We start from the raw sequence: 21,134 nt of genomic DNA, 5'->3' as shown, positions 1-21,134 counted from the left end.
TCCTCATGCGCGGGTGATCCGCCGCACCAGCGCGCTGGTATCCTGCCGATGGCCGCCCATCGCCTGCACGTCGGCGTAATATTGATCGACCATCGCCGTCACCGGCAGGGTCGCGCCATTGGCCCGCGCTTCCTCCAGCGCCAGCCCCAGATCCTTGCGCATCCAGTCCACCGCAAATCCGAAATCGAAACTGTCCTGCGCCATCGTCTTCCATCTATTATCCATCTGCCAGCTTTGCGCTGCGCCCCCCGAAATCGCCTCGAACACCTTGTCCAGGTCGAGTTCCGCCGCCTGGGCAAAGCGCATCGCTTCGGCCAGGCCCTGCAGAACGCCGCCGATGCAGATCTGGTTCACCATCTTCGTCGTCTGGCCCGCGCCGGCCTTGCCGACATGGACGATGCGCGCGGCATAGGCCTGCATCACGATCGTCGCGGCCGCCACTGCCGGGGCGGACCCGCCGCACATGATCGACAGCCGGCCATTTTCGGCGCCCGCCTGACCGCCCGACACCGGCGCATCGACGCAGTGCAGGCCCAGGCTCTCGCCCTCGACGGACAATTGCCGGGCAATGCGCGCTGAAACGGTCGTATGGTCGATGAACAGGCCGCCCGGCTTCATCGTGCGGAACGCGCCTTCGCGCCCCAGCGTGATCTGGCTCAGGTCATCGTCGGTGCCGACGCAACTGATGACGATGTCGGCCTCCTCGGCGGCCTTGGCCGGACTGATCGCGACTTCGCCGCCATAGGCCTCGGCCCAGCTCTTGGCCTTGCCGATCGATCGATTGTAGACGGTCAGATGATGCCCCGCCTTGGCCAGATGCCCCGCGATCGGGCCGCCCATGACCCCCAGGCCGATAAACGCGATATTAGCCATAAGCCTCGTACATTTCGTGCGTGCAACCAAGCCATAGGGCCAGTTTTCGGCAAGTGCCAGTTTCTTCACCGGCAATTTTGCGTTAGGGCGCTGCGCCATGAACACGCTGAGCAAGATAGAGGGCGCCCTGCCGCTGCCCGTCACCGTCGATGACATCCTTGCGGCCCGGACACGCATTTCCGGGTCGATCGTCAAGACGCCGACGCTCATTAGCCAGACCTTCTCGCAAATGCTTGGCTGCAACGTCTATCTGAAGTTCGAAAATCTCCAGTTCACTGCCGCCTACAAGGAACGCGGCGCGCTCAATCGTCTGCTGCAACTCGATGAAGCGGCCAAGGCCAAGGGCGTGATCGGCGCCTCTGCCGGCAACCATGCGCAGGGTCTTGCCTATCATGGCAAGCGCCTTGGCGTGCCCGTCACCATCGTCATGCCGACCACCACGCCGATCGTGAAGGTCACCCAGACCCAGGGCCATGGCGCCACCGTCGTCCAATATGGCGAGAAGTTCGACGACGCCTATGCCCATGCCCGCAAGCTGGAGGTGGAGCAGGGCCTGACCTTCATCCATCCGTTCGACGAGCCCGACATCATCGCCGGCCAGGGCACGGTCGGTCTGGAAATGCTGGAGGATGCGCCGCAGATCGACACGCTGATCATACCGATCGGCGGCGGCGGCCTCTTCTCGGGCATCGCCACCGCGGCGCGCGCGATGAAGCCGGACATCCGCCTGATCGGCGTGCAGGCGGAACTCTATCCGTCGATGTATGACTTCATAAAGGGCGCGGACCTCGCCTGCGACGGCGACACGCTGGCCGAGGGTATTGCGGTGAAGCAGCCGGGCGAGCTCACCCGTCGCTTCGTCGAGCGTCTGGCCGACGATGTGCTGCTGGTCACCGAACGCCGGCTGGAGGAGGCGGTCAGCCTGCTGCTCCAGATCGAGAAGACGGTGGTGGAGGGGGCCGGCGCGGCCGGCCTCGCCGCACTGCTCAGCTATCGCGAGCAGTTTGCCGGTCGCAATGTCGGCCTGATCCTGACCGGCGGCAATATCGACACCCGCCTGCTCGCCAATGTGCTGCTGCGCGATCTCGCCCGTTCGGGACGTCTCGCCCGCCTGCGTATCATCCTACAGGATCGGCCCGGCGCGCTGTTCCATGTCGCCCGCATCTTCGACCAGGAAGCGGTCAACATCCTGGAACTGTCGCACCAGCGCATCTTCACCAATCTGCCGGCCAAGGGGCTCAGCCTCGACGTCGAGTGCGAAACCCGCGATGGCGCTCACCTCCAGCGGCTGATCGCGGCGCTGGGCGCGGCGGGTTATGAGGTCGCGCCGATCGAGGTTGCCTGATTTTGGGACATGCTTAACCATCGGTAAAAATTTCGTGGTAAATGACCTTTTCATGGTTGGGCCGGGACGGCATAGTCCGACCATGAAAAGGCAAATTCGCATGACTGAATCGGGGGGAGAGGCATGAGCGCACCATTCCGCTTTCCGCGTTTCTTCGTGACGAACCCCAGCCCTTGCCCCTATCTGCCGGGCAAGAGCGAGCGGAAGGTCTTCACCGAACTCAATGGCGACAATGCCTCGGAACTCAATGATGCGCTCGGCCGTATCGGCTTTCGCCGCAGCCAGAATGTCGCCTATCGTCCCAGCTGCGCCGATTGCTCGGCCTGCGTGTCGGTGCGCGTCGTCGCGCAGGAATTCAAGCCCAACGCGACCCAGCGCAAGCTGATCCGCCGCAACAGCGACCTCGTCGTCACCGCCTGCAAGCCCTGGTCGACCGAGGAGCAGTTCGAATTGCTCCAGCGCTATCTGCGCGCGCGGCATCCCGGCGGCGGCATGACCGAAATGGACGAGATGGACTTTGCCGACATGGTCGAACAGACCCCGGTCGAAAGCCATGTCGTCGAATATCGCCTGCCCGGCGAGGATGGCCGCCCCGGCAAGCTGGTCGGCGCCTGCCTGACCGATCGCCAGGGCGACGGCCTGTCGATGATCTACAGCTTCTTCGACACCGAACTGGAAGATCGTCCGGGCCTCGGCAACTTCATCATCATGGATCATATCCAGCGCGCCGCCCGCGCGGGCCTGGCCTATGTGTATCTGGGCTATTGGGTCGATGGCTCGCAGCGGATGCAGTACAAGATCCGCTACCGCCCGCTCGAAAAGCTCAGCCGCGCCGGCTGGGTCCGCTTCGATCCGGAGGAGCAGGCGCAGGCGATCCGTGTCGTCATGCCGCGGGACGAGCCGCCGCTGCCGGTCGAACTGGCCGCCATCTTGCGCCGCTGACGGCGCAGTTTCTGTAAATTACAGATTCTCGATCATTCCGGTTACGTGCAGGCTTGTTTAAGCTTTTCCTGCATCATCGCTGCCATGACGAACAGGGCGGCACGGCAATCGGGGATGGGCGATGGATCGCTTCGCTGATCGGCGCTTTGCCGATGGCGCCCGCGAACTTGGCGGGCCAGCGGCCCATATGCCGTCCGGCGCTAACATCGCGCACAGGACATTATCAGCCAAGATCAAGTATGTACGCCCACCCGTCATTCACTGGTTCGCGGATTATCGCGGTCGGCTGCTGACCTACTGGGTCGAGGGCGAGGTGCGGGGCGGGGGGCTTCGCATGGGGCTGATGCGCCATGGCTGGCGCAAGGGCTTTGATTCGGTCGATATCGGGATCATCATACGGGCCGCTGCCGCGTCGTCGCAGCCGGAACCGCTGGTCGTTCGCCTGCGTTGCGCAGATGGCGCAAGCCGCTGGTGCCTGCTCCGCATGACGCGGCAGGCAATGCCCGCAGGGGCATGGCGCTGGTATGGAACGGTCGAGGATATGCATGATCGTCGCGACAAACAGGCTGAATTGCTGGAAACCGCACTGGCGGAAAGTCGCGAACATCATCGCTGGTCGGTAGAACTCAGCCCCCAGGTTCCCTGGACCGCCACGCCCGATGGCGCGATCGAGGAGGTCGGGCCGCGCTGGCGCGATCTGACCGGCAGCTCGCCCGAACAGGCGATGGGCGCCGGCTGGATCAACGCCCTGCATCCCGACGACATGGACCGGACCCTGACGTTGTGGCGCGAACGGCTCCAGTCGGGCGATCCGGTCGATGTCGATTATCGCCTGCGCCTGCGCGACGGCAGCTATCGCTGGATGCGCGCCCGCGCGGCCGCCCGGCGCGATGGCAAGGGCGCGATCATCCGCTGGTATGGCACGCTGGAGGATATCCATAATCAGAAGCTGGCGCAGCAGGCGGTGGCCGAGAGCGAGGAGCATTTCCGCCTCGCGGTGCAATCGGCGCGGCTCGGCATCTGGGACTATGACGCCCGTTCGGGCCAGCGCAGCTGGTCGGCGGAATTCCGGGCGATGCTGGGCCTGACGGCGGATGCGCCGGCGACCACGGAACTGGCCCTGTCGCTCGTCCATCCCGATGATCGCCACAAGCTCAAAGCGATGATGGACGGCGTCGCCGCCAATGTCCTGCCGCCGCATTTCGAGGCGACCCTGCGCGTCCATCGCGCCGACAATGGCGCGCTGCGCTGGATCCGCAGCACCGGCTGGGCGACGCGCACGGAAGTCGGCCAGTTGCGGCGGATCATCGTCACCTTCCTTGACGTCACCGAACAGCGCGATGCGGAAGAACGTATCCGCTGGGCCGCCACCCATGATCCGATGACGCGGCTGCCCAACCGGACATTGTGGCAGGGCGTGCTGGAGGAACTGGCGGATCAGGCGCGCCCGACCGGCGCGGGCTTCGGCCTGATGCTGTTCGACATCGATGACCTCAAGCGGATCAACGATTCGCTCGGCCATGACGCGGGCGATGCGCTGCTCTGCGGCTTTGCCGAGCGGCTGGCCGCGGCGGCGCCGGTCGATGCGGTGGTCGGTCGCCTGGGTGGGGACGAGTTCGGCCTGATCGCCGCCTCGCTGGTGGATAGTGCGACCGTGCAGGCCTGCAGCCAGGCGATATTGGACAAGATGCGGGTGCCCTTCGCCTATCAGGGGCAATTGCTCGAAGCCGGGGTCAGCGTCGGTGGCGCCGTGTTCGGCGAGCATGGTGACGATGCGCATGAACTGTTCAAGGCGGCCGACCTGGCGCTCTATGCATCGAAGGCGAGCGGCCGCAGCCGGCTCACCATGTTCCATTCCCAGTTGCGCGCCGACGCGCAGCAGCGCAGTTCGATGATCCACATGGCGCGCCAGGTGATCGCCGAGCGGCTGGTCGAACCCTATTATCAGCCCAAGGTCGACATGCGCAGCGGGCAGGTGCTGGGTTATGAGGCGTTGCTGCGCTGGCAGCATCCCCGGCTCGGGGTGCAGGCGCCCGCTACCATCGCCGCCGCCTTCGAGCATGGCGAACTGGCCATCCGCCTGACCGACCTCATGCTCGACGCGGTGCTGCACGACATGGCGGCCTGGCTCCGGATGGGCTTCGATCCCGGCCGGGTGGCCGTCAACGCCTCGGCGGCGGATCTGCTTCAGGCCGATTTTGCCGATCATGTCCTCGCTCGACTGGATCAGCATGGCGTGCCGGCACAGAATTTCGAGATCGAAGTGACCGAGTCGGTCTTCCTTGGTCGCGGCGCCGATCAGGTCGCGCGCGCGCTTGATCGGTTCGCGCGGGGCGGGGTGCGTATCGCCCTCGACGATTTTGGCACCGGCTTCGCCTCGCTCAGCCACCTCAAGCAATATCCGGTCAATGTGCTGAAGATCGACCGCAGCTTCGTCAGCCATGTCGACAGCGATGCGGGCGACGCCGCCATCGTCGACGCCGTCATCAAGCTGGGCAGCAGCTTCCGCATGGAGGTGGTGGCCGAGGGCGTGGAGACCGCCGAACAGGCCGCTTTGCTGCTCCAGCATGGCTGCCATATCGCGCAGGGCTATCATTATGGCCGGCCACAGCCCGCCGCATCGGTCCTGGCTGCGCGCGGCGCGGCGCCTATCGCGCCGAAAAAGTGACCGCCTCTATCTTGTTGCCATCGGGATCGCGCACGAAGGCGCCATAATAATGATCGTCATATTGCGGCCGCACGCCCGGCGGCCCGGCATCGCTGCCGCCCAGCTCCAGCGCCAGTCGATGAAATCCGTCGACCGCGCCGCGATCGGCCGCGACGAAGCAGATATGGATGCCGTTGCCGGCGCTCGCGGGCGCGCCATCGACCGGTGTCTCGACGCTGAACACCACGTCGGTCACGCCATAGTCGAGCGAATGGGGATGGTCGCGCAGGCTGCGATAGCCCAGCAGCGCCATCAGCGGGTCGTAGAAGGCCCGCGCCCGCGCCACATCATTGGTGCCCACCGATACATGATGCAGCATAACGCCCCTCCCGTCGCCTGATCCCGCCCGTCAACGCACCAACCCATGGTCGCGGTTCCGGACGGTTCAGCGCGGCGTCGCCTCGGTCGCATAGCGGGTGGTCGCCTGGGTCGTGCCGTCGGGATTGATGATGATGGTCGTCACCAGCGGCGGTGGATAATAGAAGCCGCCCGAAATATAGCCGCCCGGCGGCAGGCCGGGCACCGGCGGAGCGGCCGACACGACGGTCGTGGTCGCCGGCTGGTTCGACCAGTGCGTGCCGCTCGTCGCCGCCACCGATGCTGGCGGAGGCGTCGGAGCCGCCGCAACAGTCGTCACCGTCGACGCGCTCGGGCTGACGGCGCTGCTGGCATAGGCGGGCGCATCATAGTCCACGCCGGGGCGGCTGGACGGTGCGGGCTGTGGTGCGGGCTGTGGCGCGGGGCTATAGGTCACCATGTCGTCGGGCGCGCTATAGCCGGCCTCGCCACCGGAACTGGCGATGACGGCCGGCTGCGGCGCTCCCTCTTCATAGCCGCCTTCATAACGCGACCAGTCGATGCCGCTGCGCACGTCGCGCACCCGGCCATATTGGTCGGTCATCACCGCATCGTCATAATAGCGCGACCAGCCATAGCCGGTGGTCGGCGCCGGCAGGCCATAGGCGCCATAATTGGCGATGAAGAAGCGCGGATGGACCCAGTAGGCGGGCAGGGCAAAGCCCACGCGTGGCCGCTGATAGCTTTGCCAGCCGCCCGGCGCGGCCCAGCCGGCATACCAGCGCCCGTCATAGCGCGGCCCCCAGCGATGGGCAGTGGCGGTCGTTGTCGTCGCCGTGGTGGTGGTACGGACCACGCTCGTGCCGGATGCGACCGGTGCCTGCGCGGCAACCGGCCCTGCAAGGCTGGCGATCAGCGCCATGGCGCTGCTGGCGAAGAATAAGCGCGCGGCCATCATCATGCTCCCTGTTCCTGCAGGGGCGTCGGGCCGCCCGCACGGTCATCATGCTAACGCGGAAATTAGCATGACGATCCGTGCAACGCCATGTTCGGCTTATGAAATCCTGTCCCGGAACGGGGCAGGGCGGCGATCAGCCGATGCGGCCGGCGACCCGCGCGACCAGCGCTTCCAGCCCCTGCTGGTCGGCACTGTCGAACCGGGCGGGGCGGGGGCTGTCCAGGTCCAGCACGCCTATCAGCCGGCCGTCATGCACCACCGGCACGACGATCTCGGACGCACTCGCCGCGTCGCAGGCGATATGGCCGGGGAAGGCATGGACATCGGCCACCAACTGCGTCTCGCGCGTCTGCGCGGCGGTGCCGCACACGCCGCGGCCCAGCGGGATGCGGATGCAGGCCGCCTTGCCCTGAAAAGGCCCCAGCACCAGCTCATCCTCGACCATGCGATAGAAGCCCGCCCAGTTGAGGTCGGGCAGGAACTGCCAGATCAGCGCCGACAGGTTCGCCATATTGGCGACAGCATCGGGTTCGTCGCGGGTTAGCGCGTCGGCAGCGGACAGAAGATCGGCGTAAAGCGTCGCCTTGTTGGCGTCGGCAGCGGGGGCGAAATCATACATGGGCACGCATATAGGATGGCCCGCACCGCTCGGCCAGAGGCTAGGATGTCGGGAGGGGTTTATCGATCAATCGCCGCTTGAGAGGGGCCGGCAACAGCAGATCTGCATAGGATATGCCCGTGTAGCAGCGTATCTGGACGACAAGGCCGGCAAGCAGGGCGATCGGTGCAATGAGGTTCCACGCCATCACCAGCAAGGGCGCGGCAAAGGCCATCCACAGGATGATCCGCTCTTTGCGATGAAGCGCGTGCCATTGGCCATAAAGCAGGATCGCGAAGCCAAGGCAGCAAACCGTCAGGTCATAGTTGAAGATATAGGGGGTGATCAGGGCCGTCGCGGTGGCCGTGATGAAGGCCAGTTGATGGACGGTGCAGTGACGCGCGCGCCAGACCATGTAGAGCGCGCTGCCCGCAAACAGGGTCTGGGCCAGCAGCGGCAGCCAATAAGGCCCCGCGCGCAGCGCGACATAGGCCGATGTCATCATGAAGAAATAGAATTTCTCGCCTTCGGCGGTCATGATCCGGGTTTGGAGGGCAGAGGTATCCGTCAGCCAGGTGGGCCAGAGATCGAAGCCGAACGCCAAGCCGCTCAGCCCGATCAGCCCCAGGGTGACGGCGAGTGCCGCGCCTATCGCCCGGAAGGCCCTGCGATGGACCAGCGTCAGGGCAATCAGCAGGCCCAGATGGGGCTTGAGCGTCAGCAGCCCGGCGACAAGGCCGGCGCGGACCGGCGCATGGCGCAACTGGGCGAAGAACAGCAGCCACAGGCCGCCAATGACGAACCCATAATGGCCGACCCAGATATTGACGATCGCCGCCGGCGTCAGCAGCGCAAGCCAGGAGGACAGGCCGGCCGGTATGTAGGGACGGGCCGCCCAGGCAAAGAAGATGGCGCCAAGGCCCGTCCACAGGGCGAGCGCAACCGGATAGGGAAACAGCGCAAAGGGTATCGCCAGGAACAGGCTATGCGGAGGATAGGAGTAGTTCAGCATCTCCAGCGGGCCGAAAAGCCCGGCCTGCCAGTCCATATAGGACTGAAAATCATAGAGACGCTCAAGCTGGTCGGTCAGTGCGAGCGTTCCGCCGGACCAGACATTGAGGAAATCGCGGCCGATCAGAAGTCGGGCTTCGGGCAGGTGCAGGCCGTCAAGTTGGCGCAAATCCGAGAGGATCAGGAAGGCGCCCAAGAAGGTGGCGGCAACCCACATGAACCAGTTCCAGGGGCGCGGTGGCAGAAGAATAGGGCGTTCGGCCGGCATGGCATCCTCGGGAAGCTGGGAACGCAGTCCTGCGCTCAGCCCTTCCTAGCAAGGCAATGATGGTTAATTCGTAAATGGCCGCTAGATTCAGTCCATCCTGACCCGGCCGCGTCCCTGTTTCACGGCGGCGCGCTTGACCTTGCCGTCGACGCGGCGCTTCTGCGATGCCTTGGTCGGCTTGGTCGGGCGCCGCTTCTTGGGCACGATCGTCGCCTCGCGGATCAGCGCGAACAGCCGCTCGCGCACCTCCTGCCGGTTGAGCAGCTGCGATCGCGCGCCCTCGCTGCGCAGGATCAGCACGCCCTCGCGGGTCATGCGCGATCCGGCCAGGTCCGCCAGCCGCTGCTTCACTACATCGGGCAGCCCTGGCGAGGCGGCGACGTCGAAGCGCAGCATCACCGCGCTGTCGGTGGTGTTCACATGCTGGCCGCCCGGCCCCGACGCGCGCGCGAAGCTCTCGACAATCTCGTCGCTGTCGATCGCGATGGAGCGGGTGACCGGGATGGCGACCATGGCGCAGGGCCGGGGCTTACAGCCCGGCCTCCTCCAATATCTCGGGGCCGAAACCTGCATCGACGAAGCTCTGCGGCAGCGGCGCGGTCGCCTGCGCCGGCGGCTTGTTGTCGCCGCGCGGCACGCTCAGGAAGCGGCTGTGCAGCAGCATCGCGCCCTTTCCGTCGCCATAGACCGGGTCGCCGACGATGCCGAAGCCCAGCCCATGCTGGGCATGGACGCGGATCTGGTGGGTGCGGCCGGTCTCGGGCGTGAAGGCGATCAGCGCGCGGCCGTCCTTCACCGCCAGCTTGCGCCAATGGGTGACGGCGGGCTTGCCCGCCTTCGCCGCGATCATGCGCCAGCCCTGGCTCGGCGTGCTCACCTTCTTGAGCGACAGGGCGATCGTGCCTTCGTCCGCCTCGGGCACGCCCTCCAGCACCGCGACATAGCGCTTCTCGACCGTGCCGGCCTCGAACGCGGCGGCAAAGCGCTTGTGCGCCTTGGGGTTGCGCGCGAGCAGCAGGCAGCCGCTGGTGTCGCGGTCCAGCCGGTGGACCGCCAGCGGCCAGCGCTGAAAGCCGAAGGTCAGCGAGGCGAGGTGGTTTTCAAGGCTGATCGATCCGTCGCGCGGCGCGTCGACCGGCAGGCCGGCGGGCTTGTCGAGGATGATGGCCTCGCCATCGATGAACAGCACTTTGTCGCTAAGCAGGGTCAAATATCAATCCGATCGGGAAATCTGGCGTCCGGGTAATCTGGCTGGGCGATTGACGCCCACGCCGCATCCTATAGGGCGTGGAACCGATGGAGAATAGGGGCCTTGCCTATCAACATGCGCCGCAGCGGCTCGACTGGGTCGATGTCGCGCGCGGCATCGGCATCATCGCCGTGGTGTTCGGCCATGTCTGGACGCGTGGGCCCTTGCGCGACGCCATGTACAGCTTCCACATGCCGCTCTTCTTCCTGCTGTCGGGGATGCTCTCGCGCCCGCATCCGGTCGGCGCCTTCACCCGGCGCCAGTTGCTCGGCCAGATGCGCCCCTATGCCATCTTCCTCGCGCTGCTGATCCTGGCGGATCATATCATCGAACCGGCCAAGGGCAATCTGCCGATCTTCCACCAATGGCCGCGCGATCTGCTGCTGATCCTGCTCGGCGGCTATTGGCTGCGCGGCCCCTATACCATCTTCTGGTTCGTGCCCTGCCTGATGCTGGCGCGCATCCTGTTCAACCTCGCGCTCAACCGCTGGCCCGATCCGCGCGACCGGCGCTGGCTGATCCTGATGCCGGGACTGCTGGTGCTGGCGGAGGGGCTGGGCTGGATGACGCCGGCCTCGCCGCTCGGCCTGCTGAGCGTGCCGATGGCGATGATCCTGCTCTGGGTCGGCGCGCTCTGGCCCCGATTGCACTGGCGCAATCTCTGGATCGCGCCGCTCGGCCTGCTCGCGCTGGCAGGGCTGGCCGGCTGGCTGCCGACCCTCAACATGAAGGCGGCCGACTATGGCTGGCCGCTGCTCTCGATCGCGTCCGGCATCGCGACGTCGCTGCTGCTCTTCCGCCTCTCGGCGCGGCTCGCGCCAGTCTCCGCCCCGCTCGCCGCGCTTGGCCGGGCGTCACTGGTCATCATGTATCTGCACGTCGCGATCATCCATTATGGCACGCCCTATCTGGCCAGGCCCTGGCTGCTCGCGCTCGCGCTGCTGGCGCCCCTTGCCCTGTGGCACTTCATCCGCCTGTTCCCGCGCCTCAGCCGCTGGATGCTCTAGGGCAAGGACGGCGCCGACGCTGGCCAGGATCGCCAGCCCGCCAGGAAGAAGGCGATGGCCGCCATGGCGCGCGCATGCGTTCGGTCTGAAACGCCAGCCGGCTCGATCCCTTGCGCCGCCCGGTCCAGCGCTTCGCCGGCGACCAGCCGCACGAACATGTCCGCGCCCATCCTGACCGTCTCTGCCGGCCGGGCGCCATCCTCGGCCAGGATGGCCGCGATCGCCGTGCTGGCGCGCTGGAACGGGCCATCGACGCTGAGCGCCAGCCCCGGCTGACGCGCAGCCTCGGCCACGATCATGCGATACAGCGCGATCGCATGGGGATTGAGCAGCCAGCCGAGCAAAATCTCGCCCGCCGCCTGTAAACGCTGTTCCAGCGGGCCGGCCTCGACCCGCGCCAGATTGGGCATGCCCGACTGGCGGGCTAGGCGCTCGACCACCTCGACGAACAGGTCCGACTTGGTCCGCGCGCGGCGATAGAGGGTGCGCTTGGTCACGCCGGCGCGGCGGGCGATGGCTTCCATGCTGGCCCCCTGGAAACCGGCCTCGATGAAGGTCGCCAATGCCGCATCCAGCATCGTCGCTTCAATCTGTTCGGCCGCCTCGCGCGATGGCCGGCCGGTCGGCCGCGCCGATCCGTCGCTCCCTGATCCGTCAGCCCGCTGGCTGGTGTCGGCGGCCATCCCTGCTTTCCTTCCATTCGGCTCCGGCATAAAAGGATACGGAACCGGATACTTTGAGTCGAGTTTATTTCCCATCGGTCATGCCGTCGCCCGGCGGCGATAATCAAGGAGCAGTTGGAATGGCGTTGTTTCAGGATCGGGTCGCGATCGTCACCGGCGGTGCATCGGGCATCGGCGAAGCGGTGGTGAAGGATTTGCTGGCGGAAGGCGCGAAGGTCGTCATCGCCGATTTCGACGAAGCGGGGGCGCAGCGTCTCGCGCAATCCTGTGGCGAGGATCGGGCGCGCGCCTTCAAGGTCGATGTCAGCGATGCACAGGCGGTCAGCGCCAGTGTCGACTTCGCCGTCGAAACCTTCGGCGGACTGCATCTGGCGGTCAACAATGCCGGGATCGGCGCGCCGTCCACGCCGCTGGCCGACATCGCCATCGATGACTGGCACCGGGTTGTCGGCGTCGATCTGCACAGCGTCTTCTACGGCATGAAATATCAGATCCCGGCGATGCTGAAATCCGGTGGCGGCGCGATCGTCAACATGGCCTCGATCCTGGGCGCGGTCGGCTGGGCCGGTTCCGCCGCCTATGTGACGTCCAAGCATGCGGTCGTCGGCATGACCAAGACCGCCGCGCTCGACTATGCCGCCCAGGGTATCAGGGTGAATGCGGTCGGGCCGGGCTTTGTCGAAACCCCGGCACTCGGCAAGACCATGACCGATGCGGAACGGGCGGTCCTCGCCGGCCTGCATGCGTTCGACAGGCTGGCGCGCCCGGAGGAGATCGCTGCCATGACCAGCTTCCTCCTGTCCGATCGCGCTTCCTTCATGACCGGAACCTATTATCCGGTCGATGGCGGCTATCTGGCGCGCTGACGGCGCGGGGCGTCAGCCCTGCTGGATCAGCGACAGCCGATGATCCTCGCCGGCGCGGGCGACCAGGGCGTAGGCGGCCTGGGCGATCACCTGCGCCTGGCTCAGCGCGGCGGCATCCTCCTGCTGGGCGGGAGCGACCGGGTCGGCGACGGCCGATGCCGCTGGCGACGCATAATAGCCCGCGTCGGACAATTGCGTGTCCAGCGTGGTTTCCGGTGCCGCGACGGCCTGCGATCGCGGCGCTGGCGTGGGCGCGCTATAGGTCAGGGGTGACAGCGAAGCTGACAGGGCAACGCTATCGCTGACGACGGCGGCGGATTCGCTTGCGATCGCCGGCGCCGGCGCGGTCGCTGCGGCAGTTGGTGTCGTTTCGACCGCCGGCTGGACGCTGGCGACCGGCTCGCTGGCCGCAACCGGCGTGGTGGCCGCCGGTGTGCTCGCCTCTGTCACTTTCGCTGTCGTGCTGCCGCTATTCTGGTTCGCCTGCCGAACCTTTTCGGCAAATTCTTCCATCGCCTTCTTGAACTGGCCCCAGCCATTGCTCGAGCCGCCGATCGCACCAACCATCTCTGTTTCGCTCCCGGTCCCCGATCCTGCCATGGCGCGGCGGGGGCTGCGAATTTGACAAGGAACGGGCTTATCCGGCGATTAAGCATTCAGTGCAGATGGCGCAGCTTGTCCGGGTTGCGCATGATGTAGATGGCGGTCACCTGGCCATCCTCTATGTCCAGTGCGGTGGTCTGCAACTCGCCATCGGCCTCGCGCGTGACGAAGCCGGGCAGGCCGTTGACCATGCAGGTGCGCAGCAGGGTCGATCCATATTTGCCGAACAGCACTGCCAGCGCCTTGTGGACCTGCATCACCTGGCCATGGCCGATCGCCGGGCGGATCGCGGCCGGGCGCTTGCCGCCGCCATCGCTGTGGAAGCTGACATCCTGCGCCAGCAGTGCACCCAATGTGCTCATGTCGCCGCTGCGCGACGCGGCGAAGAAGGCGCCGGCAATCTCCAGCCCGCGCTGTTTCTCGATCTGGAAACGGGGGCGGGCGTCGCGGACATGATCGCGCGCGCGGGCGGCGAGCTGACGACAGGCGGCAGCATCGCGCCGGATGGTCCTCGCCACCTCGTCAAAGGCGAGGCCGAACACATCATGCAACAGGAAGGCTGCCCGCTCCAGCGGCGACAGCCGCTCCAATGCCAGCATCAGCGGTAGGGTGACATCCTCTTCCTCGTCCGCTTCCTCGACAACCGGCTCGGGCAGCCAGGGGCCGACATAGGTTTCGCGCTGCGCCCGCGCCGACTTCATCTGGTCGAGGCAGAGCCGGGTGACGATGCGGCGGAGAAAGGCTTCGGGCTCGCGCACCGCGCCATGGTCGGTGCCCATCCAGCGAATGAAGGCATCCTGCACCACATCCTCGGCATCGGCGACCGATCCCAGCATGCGATAGGCGACCCGGATCAGGCGGGGACGCAGCGGGTCGAAGCGCGCTGCCGCGTCCATCTGCGTCCCCCGCGCCATCAGGCTGCTGCCTTCATCGGCATGTCGTACCAGAGGTTGAAGCCGACGGCGATGCGGTTCCAGCCATTGATGATGTTGATCATCAGGGTCAGCTTCACCTGTTCCTCCTCGGTGAACTCCCAGTTCAGCGCTTCCTTGGCCGCTTCATGGGTGTGGCCCTTGGCGATTTCGGTCAGCGCCTCGGTCCAGCCCAGCGCAGCGCGCTCGCGGTCGGTATAGCAGGGCGCCTCGCGCCAGGCGGTCAGCAGGTAGATGCGCTGCTCGATCTCGCCCTTCTCGCGCGCTTCATAGGTGTGCATGTTGATGCAGTTCGCGCAGCCGTTGATCTGCGACGAACGGATCTTCACCAGTTCGATCAGGCTCGGCTCCAGGCTGTCGGCGACAGCGGTGGACAGCGCGGTCCAGCTCTTCATCAGCTGCGGCGCGGCGGCATAGGGATTGATCTTGTCGGTCATGATACAGCTCCTTTGCTTGCTATTGCTGACATGACGAGACGGCCGCGCCCGATGTGACATGGGCAGCAACTTTTTTCGTCGGGCTTGAAAATATTTTGCCGATTCCGGCTCTGGACAGGGGGCGGGGGCAGGCGCTAGCGGCCGCGCCCTATGTCTATCATTGCCACCATCATGAACACGGCCACCGGCCAGCCCATCCAGAAGATGAAGTTCGAGCGCATGCCCAAGCCCTGGGTCTCGCTGAACCTTGAAAATGGCGAACTGGTCACCGCCGACCGCGTCGTCGTCGGCAAGCCCGCACCGGGCAAGTTCATCACCCCGGTCGAAGTCTGGGTCACGCCCAAGACGCTGGGATGACATCCACAAGGTTCGGTCACGCCAACATTGCCGGATCGTAAAATTCCATTGAGCTCCTAAAAAAGGCCCTTATATCGGCGGTTTGCTGAGTGGGGACTCAGGGGGCTTGGGGGATTTTATCAGATTCGCGGCGCGTCTTGTCGCGTCGGTGCTGTGCGTGCCGACGTCGGTTGCCAGTGCGCAGCATGTCGATGCGGAACGCGCATCGACACCTGCCATCCTGTCGGCCGGACAGATTTTCGACGTTGCCGAATCCGCGCGACAGGCACGCGATTTCGAAACCGCCCAGGCGGCCTATCGCGCCCTGTTCGCCGATGCCGATCCCGAGTTGCGGATCGAAGCGCGCTTCCGGCTGGGGCTGATGCTGGCCGACGACCTGCAACGCTACAGCGATGCGGCGGTCGAGTTCCGGCATATCCTTGATGTAAAACCCCATGCCGCCCGCGTGCGCTTGGAACTGGCCAGGGTGCTGGCTGCCAGCGGTGACGTGCGGGCTGCCGGCCGCGAAATGCGCGCGGCACAGGCTGCCGGCTTGCCGCCACAGGTCGAGCAGATGGTGCGCTTCTATGCCAATGCCTTGAGCGCACGGAAGACGCTCGGCGGTTCGATCGAACTCGCCCTTGCGCCCGACAGCAATGTCAATCGCGCGACCCGTTCCGATCGGCTTGGAACGGTGATCGGCGATTTCCTGCTCGACAAGGATGCCCAGGAAAAATCGGGTGTCGGGCTCAGTCTGCGCGGCCAGGGCTATTGGCGCCACGGCATCGAACCGGGCGCGGATCTGCTGGTGCGCGCGTCGGTCGGCGCCTCGCTCTATCGCGATGCCTCTTTCAACGACATCAGTGCGGCGTTGCAGGTCGGCCCCCAATATCTGTCGGGGTCGGATCGTATTACCGTGGCGGCCGGGCCAAGCTGGCGCTGGTATGGCGACCGTCTCTATTCGACCGGCTATGGTGGCAGCGCGAATCTGCTGCACCCGGTGGGAAAACGTAGCCAACTTCAGCTTGAAGGTGGCGTTACCCATGTCCGCAACCAGCGCAACGCCTTGCAGACAGCGGATGATTTCACCCTGGCCGGGGCATTTGATCATGCCTTCAGCGCGCGGGGCGGCGGCGGCGTTCAGATGTTTGCCCTGCGCGAAGCAGCGCGCGATCGCGGTTATAGCTTCGTCAGTGGTGGGGGCAGCGTCTATGGCTTCCGCGAAATGGGGCGCACGACCTTCGTCGCGACAATGGGATACAGCCATTTGGAGGCTGATGCCCGGCTGCTTCTTTATCCACGCCGGCGCATCGAAAATCGACTGAGCGCGAGCATCGGGGCGACGTTACGCGCCTTGCAGGTCGGTCCGTTCGCGCCACTGGCGCGGCTCAAATGGGAACGCAATCGCTCGACCATCGAAATCTATCAATATCGCCGAATTTCTGCCGAGTTCGGCATCGGTTCGGTTTTCTGACGGGGGAATGAAGATGACGAAACAGGCTCTTCGCGGCGCGAGCGCGATCGCCTTCATGCTGGCGCTTTCTGCATGTGGCGGGGGTGGTGGCGTGAACAGTACGCCCACTCCCACGCCAGCACCTACTCCGACTCCGACGCCCACACCCACACCCACACCGAGCGCCAATGCGGATCTGGTCGCACCGCTTGTTTCGGAAACTTTCGTCAATAATGCGGTGGCTGGTACAGCCAGCTTCCCGGCAAATGGAGCAGGTACGGCGACTGCCGCCAAATCTGCACTGACGTTCCGTTATGATGCGTCGAGCAATCGCTATTCGGTGTCGGCCGCCGACCGTTCGCAGAATTTTGCTGTATCGAGCAGGGATGCTGCGCTCAGCAATGCGGACCTCGACGTTTATGTCGACAAATCGGGTAACCGCACCGACACGTTGGCCGTTCGTAAGAACGCAGCCGAGAAGGGGACGCCTGACAGCCCGCAATTCCAATATGCCGGCGCTGCCGTGTGGCAACGCACCACAGCAAATAACAGCGCAGTGAGCGCCACTGCGGATGCCTTTACCTATGGCGTGGAAACAAAGGCTTCGGCCATGCCGCTCGGCGGCACCGCAACTTTTGTGGCATCGCTGAACGGCATTGCCACCTATGCCGACACGGCGCTGGGCCTCAAGGGTGCGGGCACGCTGAACATTGATTTCGCCTCTGGCGGCCTGACCGGCAATGGTGATTTTTCCACCTATGGAACGGATGGCGGAAAGGTGGACACCAGCAACTGGTATGCCAGCGCCAGGATCGCGTCCGGATCCAATGCCTTCAGCGGCAGTTTCACGATCGGTGCGCCCAGCAACCCGGCCGGGTCGTTCGATGGACGCTTTTATGGCCCCAACCATGAGGAACTTGGCGCGGCCTGGAGCTGGAACACGCCGACAGGAGGGCGCGCCTATTTGGGCACGCTGCTGGGGCGCGACCTGGCAACATTGCCGGCCAATGGCGGGCTGGATGCGCTGCGCGTCAATGAGGCGTTCGAAACCACGGGCATGCAGGCGCAATATATCCTGACCTCGCCCACCAACAGCTATATGCAGCGCATCACCAGCCTGACGACACCGCCCGTCACCATGCGCTATTCGGAAGATAGCGACAGTCTGGTGGTCAATCAGTTTGCGGTGGTCAGCGATGTCGCCTTGACCGACGCGATCAGGGATGCTGCGGCCAGCAATGCGTCCTTCGACGTCTATCGGACCACGAAGACGGAAACATTTGGTGGGGTCGCCAGCGAACATCCGATCGAGATCCGTGTCCTGAAACCGGGCGCCGGAAACCCGACGATTGCGCTGACCTATACCAGCTTTGCAACCTGGTCGGTTGGTCCCGTTCCCAGTCTGTATCAGTCCGACGTCAACGAAACTGTGCTGGCCTATGGCCGCAAGACGCCGGATGGCGCGATGCCGCGGTCTGGTTCGGCCAGCTATGCGGCGATCATCCAGGGGATCACGACTGTGCCCGTAAGTGCCAGTGCAACGCAGCGGCCCTATGTCATCACGGGCGATGCAAGCCTCTCCTATGATTTCGCCGCGGCCCGAATGTCGGGCGTGATGCGCCCCGTGGCAACCGATCGCGATAGCGGGCAGCGCTACGAACTGGGGGCGCAGAATTTTGCCGGAAGTTCCATTGTCGGCTCATCCAGCTTTTCGGGACAGTTCGAAAAGGAAATGACCATTCGTGGCATTGGCACCACTAATGGCAGCATCAACGGCCAGTTTACCGGCCCGCAGGCGCAGGAATTCTTTGCGCTCTGGAATTATGGGATGATCGATCCGGTCAATGGCGGCACGCTCAACATGGGCGGCGTCATGGTCGGCAAGCAGACGCAGTAGAACGGCCCCCAGTTCGAAAGAAAAAGGAGCTGGCGCGCAGTCCCGGCGTGCCAGCTCCCTACAACCTGGTGGCGCACCCATGCGACCGAAGAACGCAGCCAGGCTGCGTTCCCCAGACGGCGCGGGTTGCGATTAACCGTGCAATTTGATCGCGGTTTCGGCGATCCGGCGGCCCTGATAGCGGGCGCCGTCCAGTTCTTCCTCGCTCGGCTGACGGCTGCCGTCGCCGTCGGCCATGGTGGTCGCACCATAGGGCGAACCGCCACGCACCTTGTCGACGCCCATCTGACCGGCAAAGCCATAGTCCAGGCCGACGATCGTCATGCCGAAATGCAGCAGGTTGGTGATGATCGAGAAGAGGGTGACTTCCTGGCCGCCATGCTGCGACGCGGTCGAGGTGAAGGCGCCGCCGACCTTGCCGTTGAGCGCGCCGCGCGCCCACAGGCCGCCGGCCTGATCCAGGAACGAAGCCATCTGGCTCGACATGCGGCCAAAACGGGTGCCGGTGCCGATGATGATCGCGTCATAATCCGCCAGTTCGGCGACGGTCGCGACCGGGGCTTCCTGGTCCAGCTTGAAATGGGCAGCCTTAGCGACTTCCAGCGGCGCGGTTTCGGGCACGCGCTTGATGTCGACCTGCGCGCCGGCGGCGGCAGCGCCTTCGGCCATGGCCTTGGCCATCGTTTCGATATGCCCGTAGGACGAATAATAGAGAACCAGAACCTTAGCCATTGTCACGTCTCCTTGCCTGAACTGAAAGGTTGAAAAGGGTGGTCGCCCGCACAAGGGAGGGAGCATGCGGGCGACCCGGACCGGTTCGTTGGGGAGGGGGAGTAACGAACCGGCGCGTAAGCTTCATGCCTATTCGCTGTCGACCAGGACGATTTCGCTGTCCTCGATCGCAGTGATGGTGATGGGCGCGCCGCCGATGATGGCGGCGCCGTCCCGTGCCTCGAAGGTTTGGCCATCGATCTCGATCCGACCCGTCGCCGGGACCAGATAGAGGTGGCGGCCTTCGGCACTCTCATAGGTCACGCTGTCGCCGGCCTTGATCGTGCCGCCCAGCAGCCGGGCGTCGGCCCGGATGCGCAGCGCTTCCTTGTCCTCGTCATGGCCGCTGGCCAGCACCACCAGCTTGCCGGAGCGATCGCCCTTCGGGAAGGGCTTGGCGCCCCAGCTGGGCGATCCGCCGACCGAACGGGGAATGACCCAGATCTGGAACAGGGTGGTAGTCTCGTCCTCCAGATTATATTCGGCGTGGCGGATGCCGGTGCCGGCCGACATCACCTGGACGTCGCCCGCCTCGGTGCGGCCCTTGTTGCCCAGGCTGTCCTGGTGGGTGATCGCGCCGGTGCGGACATAGGTGATGATCTCCATGTCGCTGTGCGGATGGGGCGGGAAGCCCGAGCGCGGACCGATCTCGTCGTCGTTCCATACCCGGATCGCGCCCCAGCCCATGCGGGCGGGATCATAGTAATTGGCGAAGGAAAAATGGTGCCGTGCGTTCAGCCAGCCATGGTCGGCATGGCCGAGCGACGCGAACGGGCGGCGCTCGATGCGGCTCGCGGTTGTCGTGCTCATAGGGTCTGCCTTTCGATTGCGATGCCGGATGCTTCCGGCTTGCTTTCCGACAATCTAGCGATCAGGTTCGTTTCTTGAATAAGCAGTGTTGAAACGGATTGTTTCCCTATGCGCCTACCTGATTTCGAGGCCTGGGCGATGTTCGCCGCCGTGGTCGAACATCGCAGCTTTACCGACGCGGCCAAGGCGCTCAGCGTCTCCAAGGCCACCGTGTCCAAGGCGGTGACCCGCCTGGAGCAGCATCTCGACACCAGCCTGTTCAGCCGCACCAGCCGCCGCCTGGCGCTGACCGAGAGCGGCCGGCGCCTTGCCGATCATGCCCAGCGTATCCTGGCCGAAGGGCAGGCGGCGGAGGAGGCTGCGCGCGACGAGACCGCCGAACTCTCCGGCACGGTGCGGCTGGGTGCGCCGATGAATTTCGGCCTGCTGCGGATCGCGCCGCTGATCGCGCAGTTCACCAAGGAAAATCCGCTGGTCGATGTCGACCTGCATCTGTCCGATGCGAAGATCGACATTGTCGAACTCGGCCTCGACGCCACCATCCGCATCGCCGACATGCCCGACAGTTCGCTGCGCGCGCGCCGGCTGGCGGACGTCCATATGCATGTCGTCGCCTCGCCCGCCTATCTGGCCGAGCGCGGCCGCCCGACCCATCCGTCCGACCTCGGCAGCCATGACTGCCTCTGCTATTCCAACGTCACCGCGCCCGATGTCTGGCGCTTCACCGGGCCGGGGCAGCAGAATGTGACGGTGCAGGTCCGCCCGCGCATCACCGTCAACAGTGGCGAGGCGATGATGCCCGCGCTGCGGCTTGGCGTCGGCATCGCCCGCCTGCCCGATTTCATCGTCGGCGATGCGATCCGCTCGGGTGAGCTGGAGGAGATTTTGCTCGATTGGCGGCCGCCGCCCTTCGGCCTGCATCTGGTGACGCCGCCCTCGCGCCTGCGCCCGGCGCGGGTGGAGGCGCTGCTCGACTTCCTGACCCGTCACCATGGTTGCTGAGGCTGGTTTACGAAGTGCAAATTTCCGCCTTGTGATCGCCGCGGATCGCCCCTGCGAAAGGCGGAACCATGGCAGGACTTTGCTCGTTT

The 21,134-nt window shown here is 65.2% G+C and carries 22 protein-coding genes; 9 read left to right on the top strand and 13 right to left on the bottom strand.

Annotated features, from left to right (window positions below; translation table 11 throughout):
- Positions 1-3 precede the first annotated feature (3 nt).
- On the bottom strand, positions 4-873 hold the full coding sequence (locus DIZ22_RS08380) for an NAD(P)-dependent oxidoreductase (RefSeq protein ID WP_010339958.1): 870 nt from the start codon (positions 871-873) through the stop codon (positions 4-6).
- 97 nt (positions 874-970) lie between these two features.
- On the opposite strand from DIZ22_RS08380, the gene DIZ22_RS08375 reads away from it, so the two are divergent.
- The 3 genes from DIZ22_RS08375 to DIZ22_RS08365 all read left to right on the top strand — a co-directional run bounded on the left by DIZ22_RS08375 (position 971) and on the right by DIZ22_RS08365 (position 5,828).
- Positions 971-2,218 carry a threonine ammonia-lyase gene (locus DIZ22_RS08375; protein WP_048936960.1) on the top strand — a complete coding sequence of 416 codons (1,248 nt, stop codon included), beginning with the start codon at positions 971-973 and terminating at the stop codon, positions 2,216-2,218.
- Positions 2,219-2,341: 123 nt separating this feature from the next.
- Complete coding sequence (locus tag DIZ22_RS08370) at positions 2,342-3,160, top strand: arginyltransferase (RefSeq protein WP_004212177.1); 819 nt, start codon at positions 2,342-2,344, stop codon at positions 3,158-3,160.
- 121 nt (positions 3,161-3,281) lie between these two features.
- Complete coding sequence (locus tag DIZ22_RS08365; protein WP_122928100.1) at positions 3,282-5,828, top strand: GGDEF domain-containing phosphodiesterase; 2,547 nt, start codon at positions 3,282-3,284, stop codon at positions 5,826-5,828.
- Here the strand turns inward: DIZ22_RS08365 and DIZ22_RS08360 are convergent.
- The 6 genes from DIZ22_RS08360 to DIZ22_RS08335 all read right to left on the bottom strand — a co-directional run bounded on the left by DIZ22_RS08360 (position 5,809) and on the right by DIZ22_RS08335 (position 10,209).
- Complete coding sequence (locus tag DIZ22_RS08360) at positions 5,809-6,186, bottom strand: VOC family protein (protein ID WP_004212180.1); 378 nt, start codon at positions 6,184-6,186, stop codon at positions 5,809-5,811. The two genes, DIZ22_RS08365 and DIZ22_RS08360, sit on opposite strands and share 20 nt — an antisense overlap.
- A gap of 66 nt (positions 6,187-6,252) precedes the next feature.
- Positions 6,253-7,125, bottom strand: a complete 873-nt coding sequence (locus tag DIZ22_RS08355; protein ID WP_048936957.1) for an RcnB family protein — start codon at positions 7,123-7,125, stop codon at positions 6,253-6,255.
- Between the two features lie 130 nt (positions 7,126-7,255).
- The gene (locus DIZ22_RS08350; protein ID WP_048936956.1) at positions 7,256-7,741 is read right to left on the bottom strand and encodes a GAF domain-containing protein; all 486 of its coding nucleotides are present in this window, start codon (positions 7,739-7,741) and stop codon (positions 7,256-7,258) included.
- Between the two features lie 40 nt (positions 7,742-7,781).
- The gene (locus DIZ22_RS08345) at positions 7,782-8,948 is read right to left on the bottom strand and encodes a glycosyltransferase family 87 protein (RefSeq protein ID WP_240626831.1); all 1,167 of its coding nucleotides are present in this window, start codon (positions 8,946-8,948) and stop codon (positions 7,782-7,784) included.
- 138 nt (positions 8,949-9,086) lie between these two features.
- Positions 9,087-9,512, bottom strand: coding sequence for an alternative ribosome rescue aminoacyl-tRNA hydrolase ArfB (gene arfB, locus DIZ22_RS08340; protein ID WP_048936954.1), 426 nt, complete (start codon positions 9,510-9,512; stop codon positions 9,087-9,089).
- Between the two features lie 16 nt (positions 9,513-9,528).
- A complete protein-coding gene (locus DIZ22_RS08335; RefSeq protein WP_048936953.1) occupies positions 9,529-10,209 on the bottom strand; it encodes an RNA pseudouridine synthase in 681 nt (226 codons plus the stop codon).
- Positions 10,210-10,295: 86 nt separating this feature from the next.
- On the opposite strand from DIZ22_RS08335, the gene DIZ22_RS08330 reads away from it, so the two are divergent.
- On the top strand, positions 10,296-11,255 hold the full coding sequence (locus DIZ22_RS08330; RefSeq protein ID WP_122928099.1) for an acyltransferase family protein: 960 nt from the start codon (positions 10,296-10,298) through the stop codon (positions 11,253-11,255).
- On the opposite strand, the gene DIZ22_RS08325 is transcribed toward DIZ22_RS08330, so the two are convergent.
- Positions 11,252-11,938 (bottom strand): TetR/AcrR family transcriptional regulator, encoded by a 687-nt coding sequence (locus tag DIZ22_RS08325; RefSeq protein WP_122928098.1) that lies wholly within the window; start codon positions 11,936-11,938, stop codon positions 11,252-11,254. The genes DIZ22_RS08330 and DIZ22_RS08325 overlap by 4 nt on opposite strands.
- Before the next feature lie 119 nt (positions 11,939-12,057).
- On the opposite strand from DIZ22_RS08325, the gene DIZ22_RS08320 reads away from it, so the two are divergent.
- Positions 12,058-12,804 (top strand): SDR family NAD(P)-dependent oxidoreductase, encoded by a 747-nt coding sequence (locus DIZ22_RS08320; protein WP_048936950.1) that lies wholly within the window; start codon positions 12,058-12,060, stop codon positions 12,802-12,804.
- Between the two features lie 12 nt (positions 12,805-12,816).
- Here DIZ22_RS08320 and DIZ22_RS08315 read toward each other — a convergent pair whose 3' ends face one another.
- The 3 genes from DIZ22_RS08315 to DIZ22_RS08305 all read right to left on the bottom strand — a co-directional run bounded on the left by DIZ22_RS08315 (position 12,817) and on the right by DIZ22_RS08305 (position 14,776).
- The gene (locus tag DIZ22_RS08315; protein WP_048936949.1) at positions 12,817-13,371 is read right to left on the bottom strand and encodes a hypothetical protein; all 555 of its coding nucleotides are present in this window, start codon (positions 13,369-13,371) and stop codon (positions 12,817-12,819) included.
- A gap of 89 nt (positions 13,372-13,460) precedes the next feature.
- Entirely contained in the window at positions 13,461-14,321 is an 861-nt protein-coding gene (locus tag DIZ22_RS08310) for a sigma-70 family RNA polymerase sigma factor (RefSeq protein WP_048936948.1), read from the bottom strand.
- Positions 14,321-14,776 carry a carboxymuconolactone decarboxylase family protein gene (locus DIZ22_RS08305; protein ID WP_048936947.1) on the bottom strand — a complete coding sequence of 152 codons (456 nt, stop codon included), beginning with the start codon at positions 14,774-14,776 and terminating at the stop codon, positions 14,321-14,323. Before DIZ22_RS08305 ends, DIZ22_RS08310 begins: the two co-directional genes overlap by 1 nt.
- 150 nt (positions 14,777-14,926) lie before the next feature.
- Between DIZ22_RS08305 and DIZ22_RS08300 the strand changes: the two genes are divergently transcribed.
- From DIZ22_RS08300 to DIZ22_RS08290, 3 genes are all read left to right on the top strand, one after another.
- Entirely contained in the window at positions 14,927-15,133 is a 207-nt protein-coding gene (locus DIZ22_RS08300) for a hypothetical protein (RefSeq protein WP_010339971.1), read from the top strand.
- A gap of 106 nt (positions 15,134-15,239) precedes the next feature.
- A complete protein-coding gene (locus DIZ22_RS08295) occupies positions 15,240-16,586 on the top strand; it encodes a surface lipoprotein assembly modifier (RefSeq protein WP_048936946.1) in 1,347 nt (448 codons plus the stop codon).
- Between the two features lie 7 nt (positions 16,587-16,593).
- Positions 16,594-18,462 carry a hypothetical protein gene (locus DIZ22_RS08290; RefSeq protein ID WP_080993529.1) on the top strand — a complete coding sequence of 623 codons (1,869 nt, stop codon included), beginning with the start codon at positions 16,594-16,596 and terminating at the stop codon, positions 18,460-18,462.
- A 132-nt stretch (positions 18,463-18,594) separates the two neighbouring features.
- Here DIZ22_RS08290 and wrbA read toward each other — a convergent pair whose 3' ends face one another.
- Both wrbA and DIZ22_RS08280 read right to left on the bottom strand, forming a co-directional pair.
- Positions 18,595-19,194: an NAD(P)H:quinone oxidoreductase gene (wrbA, locus tag DIZ22_RS08285; protein WP_048936944.1), complete on the bottom strand. Its 600-nt coding sequence runs from the start codon at positions 19,192-19,194 to the stop codon at positions 18,595-18,597.
- Between the two features lie 129 nt (positions 19,195-19,323).
- Positions 19,324-20,043 carry a pirin family protein gene (locus DIZ22_RS08280; RefSeq protein ID WP_048936943.1) on the bottom strand — a complete coding sequence of 240 codons (720 nt, stop codon included), beginning with the start codon at positions 20,041-20,043 and terminating at the stop codon, positions 19,324-19,326.
- A gap of 108 nt (positions 20,044-20,151) precedes the next feature.
- Between DIZ22_RS08280 and DIZ22_RS08275 the strand changes: the two genes are divergently transcribed.
- Positions 20,152-21,045 carry a LysR family transcriptional regulator gene (locus tag DIZ22_RS08275; RefSeq protein WP_029548055.1) on the top strand — a complete coding sequence of 298 codons (894 nt, stop codon included), beginning with the start codon at positions 20,152-20,154 and terminating at the stop codon, positions 21,043-21,045.
- Positions 21,046-21,134 lie beyond the last annotated feature (89 nt).

Origin of the sequence: Sphingobium sp. LF-16, assembly GCF_003711185.1 — a bacterium.
GTDB classification, from domain to species: domain Bacteria; phylum Pseudomonadota; class Alphaproteobacteria; order Sphingomonadales; family Sphingomonadaceae; genus Sphingobium; species Sphingobium yanoikuyae_A.
This window is presented reverse-complemented; position numbering and strand designations above follow the sequence as displayed.